At 62.6% G+C, this 12,753-nt stretch carries 13 protein-coding genes; all 13 read left to right on the forward strand.

All coding sequences use genetic code 11. The features are described from left to right. Positions 1–10: 10 nt before the first annotated feature. Entirely contained in the window at positions 11–700 is a 690-nt protein-coding gene (locus tag AC3WJE_RS17365) for a metal-dependent hydrolase (RefSeq protein ID WP_493732074.1), read from the forward strand. A gap of 86 nt (positions 701–786) precedes the next feature. After that, positions 787–1,308 carry a GNAT family N-acetyltransferase gene (locus AC3WJE_RS17370; protein WP_493732099.1) on the forward strand — a complete coding sequence of 174 codons (522 nt, stop codon included), beginning with the start codon at positions 787–789 and terminating at the stop codon, positions 1,306–1,308. 97 nt (positions 1,309–1,405) lie between these two features. Continuing rightward, the gene (locus tag AC3WJE_RS17375; protein WP_493732075.1) at positions 1,406–2,002 is read left to right on the forward strand and encodes a TMEM175 family protein; all 597 of its coding nucleotides are present in this window, start codon (positions 1,406–1,408) and stop codon (positions 2,000–2,002) included. 126 nt (positions 2,003–2,128) lie between these two features. After that, complete coding sequence (locus tag AC3WJE_RS17380; RefSeq protein WP_493732076.1) at positions 2,129–2,620, forward strand: molybdopterin-dependent oxidoreductase; 492 nt, start codon at positions 2,129–2,131, stop codon at positions 2,618–2,620. A gap of 49 nt (positions 2,621–2,669) precedes the next feature. Beyond that, the gene (locus AC3WJE_RS17385) at positions 2,670–2,957 is read left to right on the forward strand and encodes a hypothetical protein (RefSeq protein WP_493732077.1); all 288 of its coding nucleotides are present in this window, start codon (positions 2,670–2,672) and stop codon (positions 2,955–2,957) included. 117 nt (positions 2,958–3,074) lie between these two features. After that, positions 3,075–3,713 carry a LysE family translocator gene (locus AC3WJE_RS17390; RefSeq protein WP_493732078.1) on the forward strand — a complete coding sequence of 213 codons (639 nt, stop codon included), beginning with the start codon at positions 3,075–3,077 and terminating at the stop codon, positions 3,711–3,713. 476 nt (positions 3,714–4,189) lie between these two features. Beyond that, positions 4,190–4,633: a DUF4288 domain-containing protein gene (locus AC3WJE_RS17395; protein WP_493732079.1), complete on the forward strand. Its 444-nt coding sequence runs from the start codon at positions 4,190–4,192 to the stop codon at positions 4,631–4,633. Between the two features lie 303 nt (positions 4,634–4,936). Then, the gene (locus AC3WJE_RS17400; RefSeq protein ID WP_493732080.1) at positions 4,937–6,562 is read left to right on the forward strand and encodes a TldD/PmbA family protein; all 1,626 of its coding nucleotides are present in this window, start codon (positions 4,937–4,939) and stop codon (positions 6,560–6,562) included. Between the two features lie 233 nt (positions 6,563–6,795). Further along, positions 6,796–8,430 (forward strand): TldD/PmbA family protein, encoded by a 1,635-nt coding sequence (locus tag AC3WJE_RS17405; protein WP_493732081.1) that lies wholly within the window; start codon positions 6,796–6,798, stop codon positions 8,428–8,430. 96 nt (positions 8,431–8,526) lie between these two features. Beyond that, on the forward strand, positions 8,527–9,861 hold the full coding sequence (locus AC3WJE_RS17410; protein WP_493732082.1) for a TldD/PmbA family protein: 1,335 nt from the start codon (positions 8,527–8,529) through the stop codon (positions 9,859–9,861). Between the two features lie 160 nt (positions 9,862–10,021). Beyond that, positions 10,022–10,723, forward strand: coding sequence for a DUF4159 domain-containing protein (locus AC3WJE_RS17415; RefSeq protein ID WP_493732083.1), 702 nt, complete (start codon positions 10,022–10,024; stop codon positions 10,721–10,723). A 106-nt stretch (positions 10,724–10,829) separates the two neighbouring features. After that, a complete protein-coding gene (locus AC3WJE_RS17420; RefSeq protein WP_493732084.1) occupies positions 10,830–11,822 on the forward strand; it encodes an AAA family ATPase in 993 nt (330 codons plus the stop codon). A 3-nt stretch (positions 11,823–11,825) separates the two neighbouring features. After that, the gene (locus AC3WJE_RS17425; protein ID WP_493732085.1) at positions 11,826–12,722 is read left to right on the forward strand and encodes a DUF58 domain-containing protein; all 897 of its coding nucleotides are present in this window, start codon (positions 11,826–11,828) and stop codon (positions 12,720–12,722) included. The last annotated feature ends 31 nt before the right edge of the window (positions 12,723–12,753 follow it).

Raw genomic sequence — 12,753 nt, forward strand, 5'->3', positions numbered from 1 at the left:
AGAACGTCGCATGGTCGGCTTGGTCAACCTTGGCGTTGGCATGGCGGTTAATGCCGACGCTGCATCGCAGTCCGGTTCAATTCAATTAATGGCGTTAGCGCCCAAGGACAGTATGTCGTCCGTCATAGGTCATGCGGCTGCTGGCGCCGCTGTCTTTCTGGCTTACAACCGCCTCGATGAGCGCAAGACACTTTGGGCGCTTCCTGCGTTTGTCTTCCTGGCGATCTGCCCGGACTTGGACTATCTCGCCATTTGGCTGTTCCAGGCCATACCCACTCCGCGTATAACCCATTCGTTCGTGTTTTCCTTGGCTACTGCTGCATTCGTTTGGCTATGTACCGGCTACTTGCGTCGGCATCATCTGGCCAGTGTGCCATTTCTCGGCCTTTTGGCTGCCGGCCTTTCTCACCCCCTTCTGGATCTGTTGGTAGGGGCTCATCCCGTGCCTCTGCTATGGCCACTGCACAGTCCGGACGTCTCCCTGCCCTTTGGCGTCCTTCCCAGTGCAGGTCGTTTGACGCTGGACAACTATTATCTGTGGCGCAACCTGCTCATCGAGCAGGTCGTGCTGTTGCCCGTGCTTGCAGTCCTTGTGGCATTCGCGCGTCGGGTTCCGTACCGTAGCATCGCTTCCCGAGCGCTCGTGGTCGTCCCGATCTGGATTCCCTTTGTTGTTTGGTCGGTGGGGCTGAGGCGTTGAGCGTCGTCAATTCATCCGGGCAGACACCGTTGCATGACACGCTCTAACGCAAGCGTTGGGTACTGCTGATGGATCACCGCAGCTTCATGCTCGAATGCACACCGGCCACGTTCCGGCCGAAGGTGTCTCGAGCAAAGGGCTTGGAGATAGTCCCTGCACAACGGCAGGACGTGGCTCTGTGCAAGCATCTCTGGGCACAGGTAGGCATTGGTTTCTGGACCGAGCGTAGTCGCTGGGATCTCGCGCGGTGGCACAAGCATCTTCAACAACCGAATGTCTCCTTCTGGATCGCACGGGTTTCGGGGCAGGACGCGGGGTGTTTCGAACTCACGCGGCTCACTCGAGGCGTGAAGATCGAGGGGTTCGGTCTGCTTCCGCCGTATCGAGGCCGAGGTCTGGGTCGTGATCTGCTGACTATCGCGACGCAGCAGGCGTTCGCAACCGGAGCACCGAAGGTATGGCTTCATACCGCCACTGACGATCATCCCAACGCGCTTCCAAATTATTTGTCGGGTGGCTATCGAATCGTGCGGGAGCGGAGACTCAGGAATCCTTTGTCACCTCAAGCAGCGCACGGGGTGGGTGGAGTTCGTGGCGACGGTGCCTGACAATGCGTTTGAACCGACGTCGTGTCACAGTCCGGTTTGATCCAGGCATGCAGAGACCGCTGATTCCCACTGACCCGGAGATCAAATGAGCGTCCCGATGTCCAAGACACGTCTCGAGGCATTCAGCGATGGGGTGTTTGCAATCGTCATCACCTTGCTGGTGCTTGAATTGCGGCCCGAAGAAGGTGCCACGCATGCTCGGGAAATGATCCTGCATGCGCTTCCCAGGATGATGGCGTTCGGTTTGAGTTTTGCCGTGATCGGAAGCTATTGGGTGGCACATCATCGGCTGCTTCATCACGTCAAGGCGGTCGATCGCGTGTTGCTCTGGATCAATCTCGCTCTGCTGATGGTTGTGGCATTCATTCCCTATCCGACGGCGTTGATCGGCGCCACGCATGGCGACGTCGAGGCCGTCCAGCTGTATGGCCTTACCCTGATATTTGCCAACCTGCTCGGCGTGGCGCTTTGGCTGTACGGTACGCGCGCTCGCAACGAGCCCACCGCGCTGCTTCCGGGGCAGCGGTCCCGCACCGCGGTGGCCCATGCGGCGCCTGTCCTTGTCTATGCGGGTGCAATCGCCGTTGCGCCTGTTGCGGTGGCCGTCGCATTGGCCTGCTATGCAGCTGTCCCGCTCTTCTTCATCTTCGCCGGGCCGGCCATGGATCGATTCCTGGTCAGTCGGCACGACTGATCTCCCGTCGAGCGGACCACCTCGATCGATGGCACTTGGGCCGTGAAATGCTCAGGGTTATCCTCGGCTGTGCGGCTCGAACCTCTGGTCGCGCAGTTCGAACACCAACCTTCTGGATAGACATCCATGCGAACGCTGCTCCTGGTGCTTGCTCTTCTCGTCAGCACGACGGCAGTGGCCGCAGAGCCCTCGACCGTATCCATCATCCTGGCTGACGGACGCACCGTCGATCTCACGGCACCGCTGCTGGCACCGCTGCCAAGGCAGACAGCTTCCGGCACGACGCATGGCAAGACCGCTCTTTACGAGGGATATGACCTGCGCTCGGTCCTCGCCGCCGCCGGGGTCTCGCCTGTCGAGTCATTGCGTGGCAAGCAACTCGGAACCTATCTGACCATCACCGCAGCCGACGGATACAACGTGGTGTTCAGCCTGGCCGAACTGGACCGCACGCTCGGAAACACCTTGGTGCTGCTCGCTGATCGCGAGAATGGCCAGTCTTTGCCAGCGTCGGATGGTCGGTGGCGGCTGGTCGTCCCCAGCGATGGGCGTCCAGCCCGTTGGGTACGCCAGGTCATCTCCATCCGTGTGTCGGAACAATCCCCGGCAGGGGGCTGACCATGGTCACGCTGCTTTGTGACTCCACTTCGTCTCGGCGCTGGCGCCCATGATCGATTCCGCTCACGTTCTTGCAGGCAAGCTGCTTCGAGCCTTGGGCTCCGCCGCCTCATACAACGACAAGGGATACATCTGGAGCGGTCACAACGAAGCAGAGCAGGCCGCCTTTCGTTCCCGGATCCAGGCCGAGATCCTCCAGCTCAGCGAGCAGATTGGCCAGGCCTCTCTGGGCCCGGATCTGTTCCAGGCCCTGATATCCGGCGCGGCAGTTCACGATGCTTCGGGCGACTATGTTCAATCGGTTCGTGCGCGGCTTGGAACCGGGGATGGACGTTAACAACTCATGCAAGCCGGCACCGCTATCAAAGCTCGGCTCACGTGCCAGGCACGGAGATGGAAGTCCATTTGGTAGATTGGTGCGATCCAGGCCAATCCCGTTGATTGAGGAGCAAACGTGGTTCCCATAAGTGACCTGCTGCTCTTCGCTGGCGCGGCATTGCTGATGGTCCTGACGCCGGGCCCGAACATGATCTACTTGATCTCGCGTTCCATCTGCCAGGGGCGGAAGGCCGGGATGATCTCGCTCTTGGGCGTGATTACGGGATTCCTGGTTCACATGTTCGCCGCCGCCATCGGCATCACGGCGCTGTTTCTGGCGATTCCCCCGGCATATGAAGTTCTCAAGTGGCTGGGAGCTGCCTACCTGCTATACCTTGCGTGGCAAGCGGTGAAACCCGGTGCCCGATCCCCGTTCGAAGCCCGCCAGCTTCCGGAAGATCCACCTTCCAGGCTGTTTCTGATGGGCTTCGTGACCAATACGCTCAACCCCAAGATCGCGGTCTTCTATCTTTCGATCTTTCCTCAATTCGTATCGCCCGAGCATGGATCGGTTTTCCTGCAGAGCATCACGCTCGGCCTCACCCAGATCGTCGTGAGCTTCATGGTCAATACGGTCATCGCGTTGTCCGCAGGCGGTCTGGCCAGCTGGTTTGTACGCAACCCGCGTTGGCTGGCGGCGCAAAGATACTTCATGGGTACCGTGCTCGCGGGGCTCGCCGTGCGGCTCGCTTCAGAGCAACGCAGGGCTGTCTAATGCCTCATGGAAGCGAATGTGGCTCGCGGTTCGTTCAGTTCACCCGTTAATAACTTATGTGTAATTGCACTGATCTTCCTGAGCTCGTTTACATTGTGGATCAGTGGACTCGCTTCACCGAGGGTCTCGATCCGATAGCTTCTGGTGATTGGGTCGCGCTGTTTCGTTGTCCTATTTGCGAACAGCTATGGCGCGTAGACACATGGGATAAGTATCAAACACCACTAGCTGTTAAAATTTCCTCCCAGATCGGTTGGGAATCGTTTGATCACAAGTCCCTTGTTCTTGACACCATCGTTCACTCGCGTGGTGGACTTTCCGAGATTACCTGCGTTTGGTCAAACTGTAACGAGCGAACCGTTCTGGGTGTTTCCTATTGCCCTGAGCATTTATTCGAGGCCGGTGCTCGTCGTTGAGAGTTACTTATGCTGCTTCATGAAGTTATTTTCCGCTAAATAATCACAACGCGTACCATGATGAACACAACGATCTTTCCAGCACTAAGGCCGTATCACAGCATGTCAAATTTCTCAAACGACATATCCCCCGTTGGCTGGTACGTCGGCTGTTATTTGCTCCGATTCATTGAGCTTGATGCACCTGACAACAATGATCTCGATGGGAGGTTTCTTGCCTGGGAAAACACCGTCATTGTGAGAGCCCATAGTCTTGATGAGGCCTACAGTAAGGTTGTTGCTGTGGCAAAAAGTGAAACCGATCCGTACAAGGGAGGTCCTGACGGAGTTGCAGTTCAGTGGATTTTCGAAGGCATCACCGATCTTCTGCCCATCTATGACCCTTTGGAGGACGGCGCTGAGATAATGTGGGAGGAGCATGAATCAATAAAACTTGGCGCGCTCAGGCGACGCGTCAAGTCGCTAAATGATGTCAAGGAACGCCTGCGCTCCAAGAGCACTTGATCCGTTTATTCGGGCTGAACTGGCGCCATGAACTAGCTGGGTCATATAAGCGGAATTACTCCTTTCCCCTGTGTGGAACGGTAAGCGATTCATGATGGAGGAACCCTTAGTATCAGCCCGGCTGGCAAAGTGTTCTGGCGCTGACGCATGCTGCGACGAATGTCGCCATGCCGGTGCTGCCTGAGGTAGATCGGCTCGATCACATGACCAAGGTCACTTGACCTGGTTGCCCATGGGGAACGATGGTCCCTTCTTTGGCGCGCCGCATCGGGGTAGGTGCGCCCCGATGGGAGACTCGTCCACGTGGATCGTCGCACTTTTCTGACCTGTTCCGGACTCGGCGCCGCCGGGCTGCTGTTACCGCATGCGCGGCTGATCGCGGCCGAACAGCTGCTGGTCCCGGCCGATGCCGCGCGCAATCGGCGCCTGGCCGATACCGCGCTGGCAACCGCCAAGGCCGCCGGCGCCAGCTATTGCGACGTGCGCGTCGGGCGTTATCTGCGCCAGTTCGTGATCACGCGCGAGGCGAAGGTGGAGAACGTGGTCAACGCCGAGTCGATCGGTGTCGGGGTGCGGGTGATCGCCGGTGGCGCGTGGGGATTTGCTGCGACCAATTCGCTCAGTGTCGACAGTGTTGCGACGGCGACCCGCCAGGCCGTGGCGATCGCACGCGCCAATGCGAAGCTCGCGTCCACGCCGGTGCAACTGGCGCCGCTCGAGGGTGTGGGCGAGGCGAGCTGGCGCACGCCGCTCAAGCGCAATGCGATGGAGGTGCCGCTGCAGGAGAAGGTGGCGCTGCTGATGGACCTCAATGCCGCCGCGCAGAACGCCGGTGCGGACTTCGTGGCTTCGCGGCTGTTCTGCATCAACGAGCAGAAGTACTTCGCCAGCAGCGATGGCTCCTACATCGATCAGGACGTGCATCGGCTGTGGCTGCCGTTCACCGTCACGGCGGTGGACAAGGCCAGCGGCAAGTTCCGCACCCGCGACGGGGTCGGTGCGCCGGTCGGCATGGGCTACGAATATCTCGATGGCGATGCCTCGCAGAAGCATCATCTGCCCGGCGGGGTCATCAGCTATGGGTTGTCCTACGATCCGCGCGAGGATGCCGTCGCCGCTGCCAAGCAGGCGCGCGCCAAGCTCACCGCGCCGTCGGTGAAGCCGGGCAAGTACGATCTGGTGATCGATCCGAGCAATCTGTTCCTGACCATCCACGAGTCGGTCGGGCATCCGCTGGAGCTGGATCGCGTGCTCGGCTACGAGGCCAATTACGCCGGCACCAGTTTCGCCACGCTCGACAAGCGTGGCAGCTTCCAGTGGGGCAGCACGCCGGTGAACTTCGTCGCCGACAAGACCCGCACCGGCAGCCTCGGCGCGGTCGGCTACGACGACGAGGGGGTAAAGACCAAGCAATGGGATCTGGTGAAGGACGGCGTGCTGGTCGATTACCAGTGCACGCGCGACCAGGCCCACATCCTCGGCAAGACCGCGTCGGATGGTTGCAGCTACGCCGATGCGTGGTCGACGGTGCAGTTCCAGCGCATGCCCAACGTGTCGCTGATGCCGGGCAAGACGCCGCTGTCGGTGGAGAAGATGATCGCCGGGGTGGAGAAGGGCCTGTATATCCACGGTCGCGCCTCGTACTCGATCGATCAGCAGCGTTACAACGCGCAGTTCGGCGGGCAGCTGTTGTACGAGATCGAGCACGGCAAGGTGACGCGGCTGGTCGAGGACGGCGCCTACCAGATCCGCACGCCGGAGTTCTGGAATTCGGTCAGCGCGATCTGCGACGAGAGCGATTTCCGGCTGGGCGGTTCGTTCTTCGACGGCAAGGGCCAGCCGAGCCAGGTGTCGGCGGTCTCGCATGGCTCGGCGACGACGCGGTTCGATGGGGTGAATGTGATCAATACCGCGCGTTCGCTGGGGTAGGAGGACTCGCTACTCCTGTGGGAGGGGCTTCAGCCCCGACGGGCCTTGCCGGGAAAGCCTTCGTCGGGGCTGAAGCCCCTCCCACAAAAACTCCGGCGTAAACCCACCGAACCATGTCTAAAGTCATTTGACGGCTTCTTCGCGGCACCGCAAGAATCGGGACCGCGCCGCCACACCTTGCGCACCCAACCAAAACCTCCGCGCGCATGTGCGGAACCAAGGGGAGTATCGCCGTGCTTCGACGTGATTTCCTGGCCCTGTCCGGGCTGACTGCAGGCGGCCTGATGGTGCCGTCCTTCTTCGGCAAGGCCATCGCGGCCGAGCAGTTGCTGACCACGCTGGATCCGGCCGTCAAGAAGCGCCTGGCCGATGCTGCCCTCAATGCCGCCCGCAAGGCGGGGGCGAGCTACAGCGACGTGCGCATCGGTCGTTACCTGCGCCAGTTCGTGATCACCCGCGAGGACAAGGTCCAGAACGTGGTGAACACCGAATCCACCGGTGCCGGCGTGCGCGTGATCGCCGGCGGCGCGTGGGGCTTTGCCGCCACCAATGATCTGACCGAGGCCGGCGTGGCGCGTGCCGCGCAGCAGGCCACCGCGATCGCCAAGGCCAACGCCAGGATCCAGACCGCGCCAGTGAGGCTGGCGCCAGCACCCGGTTACGGCGAGGTGTCGTGGAAGACGCCGATCAAGAAGAACGCGATGGAAGTGCCGATCAAGGACAAGGCCGATCTGCTGCTCGGCGTGAACGCGGCGGCGATCAATGCCGGCGCCAACTTCGTCAATTCGATGCTGTTCCTGGTCAACGAGCAGAAGTACTTCGCCAGCACCGACGGCTCCTACATCGACCAGGACGTGCACCGCATCTGGGCACCGATGTCGGTGACCGCGATCGACAAGGCCAGCGGCAAGTTCCGTACCCGCGACGGGCTGTCGGCGCCGATGGGGCTGGGCTTCGAGTACCTGGACGGTGATGCTTCCGGCAAGTTCGTCACGCCCAACGGCGTGGTGAACTACGGCATGTCCTACGACATGAAGGAAGACGCGATCGCCGCTGCCAAGCAGGCGCAGGAGAAGCTCAAGGCGCCGTCGGTGAAGCCGGGCAAGTACGACCTGGTGCTCGATCCGTCGCACACCTGGCTGACCATCCACGAGTCGGTCGGGCATCCGCTGGAGCTGGATCGCGTGCTCGGCTACGAGGCCAACTTCGCCGGCACCAGCTTCGCCACGCTGGACAAGCAGAAGGCGCACTTCCAGTACGGCAGCGACAAGGTGCACATCTTCGCCGACAAGACCCAGCCCGGCAGCCTCGGCGCGGTCGGCTACGACGACGAGGGCGTGAAGACCAAGCAGTGGGATCTGATCCGCGACGGCAAGCTGGTCGATTACCAGACCATCCGCGATCAGGCCCACATCCTCGGCAAGACCGAATCGGACGGCTGCTGCTATGCCGATTCCTGGAGCAACGTGCAGTTCCAGCGCATGGCCAATGTGTCGCTGGCCGCAGGTACCACGCCGCTGAGCGTGGCCGAGCTGGTCAAGGACGTGGAGAACGGCATCTACATCATCGGCGACGGCTCGTTCTCGATCGACCAGCAGCGCTACAACGCGCAGTTCGGCGGGCAGCTGTTCTACGAGATCAAGAACGGCAAGATCACCCGCATGCTGGAGGACGTCGCCTACCAGATCCGCACGCCGGAGTTCTGGAATTCGTGCGTGGCGGTGGCCGATCAGCGCGATTACCGCATGGGCGGCTCGTTCTTCGACGGCAAGGGCCAGCCGATGCAGGTGTCGGCGGTCTCGCACGGCTCATCCACGGCGCGCTTCAACGGCATCAACGTCATCAACACCGCGCGCAGCCTGGGTTGATCCGCATGTAGAGCGGAGCCTGCTCCGCTGCTTTGCCTTTCAACCCATTCAGAACGAAGAGCAGCGGAGCACGCTCCGCTCTACCCAGGAGATTCCATGAGCATCCTCACCGAAGCGCAGGCCAAGGCCATCCTCGACAAGGTCATTGCGCTGTCCAAGGCCGACGAGTGCACCGCATCGCTGTCCGGCTCGATCGACGGCAACATCCGTTTCGCCCTCAACAACGTGTCCACCAGCGGCATCGTCGACAACACCGAGCTGGCGGTGCAGGTGGCATTCGGCAAGCGCGTGGGCACCGCCACCATCAACGAGTTCGACGATGCCTCGCTGGAACGCGTGGTGCGTCGCGCCGAAGACCTGGCGAAGCTGGCGCCGGAGAATCCGGAATTCGTGCCGGCCGTGCCCAAGCAGAACTACACGGCCAGCCCGACCTTCAGCGAATCCACTGCCGCGGTCACGCCGGAGTTCCGCGCCAAGGTGGCCGCCGACTCGATCGGCCCGTGCAAGGGCGATGGCCTGATCGCCGCCGGCTTCCTGGAGGACGGCCAGAGCTTCGAGGCGTTCGCCAACAGCAACGGCAACTTCGGCTACCAGCGCGGTACCAACTTCGATTTCACCTGCACGGTGCGTACCGAGGACGGGCGCGGTTCGGGCTGGGTCGGTCGCAATCTGAAGGACGCGGCCGACTTCAAGGCCGACCAGGACGTGGGCATCGCGATGCGCAAGGCCAGCGAGTCGTCCGAAGCCAAGGCGCTGGAGCCGGGCAAGTACACGGTGATCCTGGAGCCGGCGGCAGCGGCAGGGCTGATCGGTTTCATGATGCGTTTCTTCGACGCGCGCATGGCCGACGAGGGCCGCAGCTTCCTGTCGAAGAAGGGCGGCGGCAACAAGCTCGGTGAGCAGATCTACGACCCGCGCCTGAACATCACCGCCGATCCGTGGAACCCGCAGGCGCCGGTGATGCCGTGGGACAACGAAGGCTTGCCGCGCGAGAAGATGGCGCTGGTCGAGAACGGCAAGGTGGTCAACCTCAACTACTCGCGTTACTGGGCGCAGAAGAGCGGCAAGCGTGCGGTCGGCGAGGCCGGCAATCTGCTGATGGCCGGCGGCGACAAGTCGATCGCCGATCTGGTGCGTACCACCGAGAAGGGCGTGCTGGTCACGCGTACCTGGTACATCCGCATGGTCGATCCGCAGACCGTGCTGCTGACCGGCCTGACCCGCGATGGCACGTTCTACATCGAGAACGGCCAGATCAAATACCCGGTGAAGAACTTCCGCTTCAACGAGTCGCCGGTGATCATGCTCAACAACATCGACGAGCTGGGCCGGCCGGTGCGGGTGTCCGGCGATGAGTCCAACTTCCTGATGATGATTCCGCCGATGCGCCTGCGTGATTTCACGTTTACCTCGTTGTCGGACGCGGTGTGAGGGCACGGCATCCCTGCTACGCATGAATGCCCCCAAGGTTTTGCGTGCAAAACCTTGGGCCCCTGCTTCGGACTTTCCGATTCCCCCGCGGCTGTCGCCGCGCCCCCTTTACCAAAGGGGGCTGTTCGCCTGAACCTGCAAGGGTGGCCCCACATTGGCAATGACGCGCTCGCAATTCATACGCTCGGTGCTCGGCAGTGCGGCCGCGTTGGCGCTGCCGTGGCCGGCGCGGGCGCAGGCGGCGCGCTATGACTTCTGGTTCACCCGCTTGAAGTACGACTCCGGCGATTGGGACGTGGATGCGCGCATGCCGTCCAACCTGATCACCTCGTTGATCGACTACACCACACTGCGCGTGGATCCGGTCGAGCACGTGCTGCCGCTGGCCGATCCGCGCATGCTGTCAGCGCCGTTCTGCTACCTGGCCGGGCACAAGCTGGTGGAATTCAACCCGGCCGAGCGGCGCAATTTCGAGCGCTATGTGCGCAACGGCGGTTTCGTGTTGGTGGATGACTGCAATCACGATATCGACGGACTGTTCGCCAAGTCGTTCGAGGCGCAGATGGCGGCGATCTTCGGCAAGACCGCGTTGAAGAAGCTGTCCAACCGGCATCCGATCTACAGCAGCTTCTTCAAGTTTCCCGATGGGCCGCCGGCAACGGGTTTCGAGCTCAACGGCTGGGGGGACGATCTGGTGCACGACTACCTCAAGGGCATCGAGATCGATGGCCGGCTCGGTGTGCTCTACAGCAACAAGGACTATGGCTGCGAATGGGATTACGACTGGCGCAACAAGCGCTTCCTGGCCGAGGACAACACCAGGTTCGCGGTGAACATCGTGATGTATGCATTGAATAGCTGAGATCCCACTTGCACTTGTGGGAGGGACTTCAGTCCCGACGGGCTTTCCCCGGGGAAGCGCGTCGGGACTGAAGTCCCTCCCACAAAAACGAAGACGAGACGCCCCCATGACCTCCCCCGAACAACACACCCTCGCCCCCCTGCTCGCCAAACTCGGCGAACTGCGCGGCGCGCTCGCCCAGGCCGTGGTCGGTCAGGGCGAGGTGGTCGAACAATTGCTGATCGGCCTGCTCGCCGGCGGCCACTGCCTGCTCGAAGGTGCGCCCGGTCTGGGCAAGACCCTGCTGGTGCGCTCGCTCGGGCAGGCGCTGGAGCTGCAGTTCCGGCGTGTGCAGTTCACGCCCGACCTGATGCCCAGCGACATCCTCGGCACCGAATTGCTGGAGGAAGACCACGGCACCGGCCATCGGCATTTCCGTTTCCAGCCCGGGCCGATCTTCACCAACCTGTTGCTGGCCGACGAACTCAACCGCACCCCGCCCAAGACCCAGGCGGCGCTGCTGGAGGCGATGCAGGAACGCACCGTCAGTTATGCCGGCACCACCTACTCGCTGCCGGCGCCGTTCTTCGTGCTGGCCACGCAGAACCCGATCGAGCAGGCCGGCACCTATCCGCTGCCGGAAGCGCAGCTCGACCGCTTCCTGCTGCACGTGCGCGTGGACTATCCCAGCGAGGCCGAGGAGCGCGACATCCTGCTGCACACCACCGGCTCGCACAGCGCGCAGGTGCCGAAGGTGATGGATGCGGCCGCCGTGCAGGCGTTGCAGCACCACGTGCGCGACGTGCATGTCGGCGAGGACCTGCTGAACTGGATCAACCGCCTGGTGCGCGCCAGCCGGCCCGGCGCGCAATCGCCGGAGCATGTGCGGCAATGGGTGAAGTGGGGCGCCGGTCCGCGCGCCGGGCAGTCGCTGGTGCTGGCGTCGAAGGCGCGCGCGTTGCTGCACGGCCGCTTCGCCGCGACCCGCGAGGACGTGCTCGCGCTGGCCGCGCCGGTGATGCGTCACCGCCTGCTGTTGTCGTTCGCCGCCGAGGCCGAGCAGAAGAGTGCCGACGATGTGGTCGCCGCGCTGCTGCGCGACGTGCCATTCGCTGCCTGAGTCGTGAACGAAGCATTGCCGGCGCTGATCCCGAGCGACGTGCGCAGTCGATTGCGCACGCTGCAACTGCGTGCGCGACGCATGGCCGGCGCGCATGGCATCGGCCTGCATGCCAGCCGCAGTCGTGGTGCCGGGTTGGAGTTCGCGCAGTACCGCGCCTACGAACCGGGTGACGAACTGCGCCAGATCGACTGGAAGCTGTACGCGCGTTCGGATCGTTTCTTCGTGCGCGAAGCCGAGCGCGAGAGTCCGTTGACGCTGTGGCTGCTGCTCGATGCCACCGCCTCGGCGGCGCAGGCGGACCAGCGGCGGCCGGACTACACGCGCCTGGATGCGATCAAGACCCTCGCTGCTTGCGCCGCCGAGGTCGCGCTGCGCCAGGGCGATCGTTTCGGTCTGGTCGCGGTGCATGGCGGCGGACTGGAGCTGATACCGGCCGCCACCGGGCTGCGCCAGCGTGATCGCCTGTGGCTGGGCTTGCAGCGCCTGCGCCCGCAAGGCGCGTGGCCGGCGCCAAGTACGTTGCGGCCGGTCTGGGAACGCATCGCCGCCAATGATCTGGTGCTGGCGATCGGCGATGGTTTCGATGAGAACGCCGGCGAACTGCTGGAAAAGCTCGCCGCCGCACGTCGCGAGGTGTTGCAGCTTCAAGTGCTGACCTGCGATGAGCGCGATTTCCCGTTCGGCGGCGGTCACCGTTTTCTCGATCCGGAAACCGGCGAGGAATTGCTCGGCGATGGTGCGGCGATGCGTGCGGATTACCTGCAACGTTTCGCGCAGGCCCAGCAGGCGCGGCAGGCGCGCTGGCAGGCGGCCGGCATCCGGCATGCGCTCCATCATCTGGATGAGCCGGCGGATGCGGTGTTGCGGCGATTGTTTGGCGAAGGTGTGAGCGCATGAACCGTACACGGGAGGCGACTTTCCTTATGGG

It is taken from the genome of Pseudomonas sp. GW821-FHT07E12 (genome assembly GCF_058986605.1).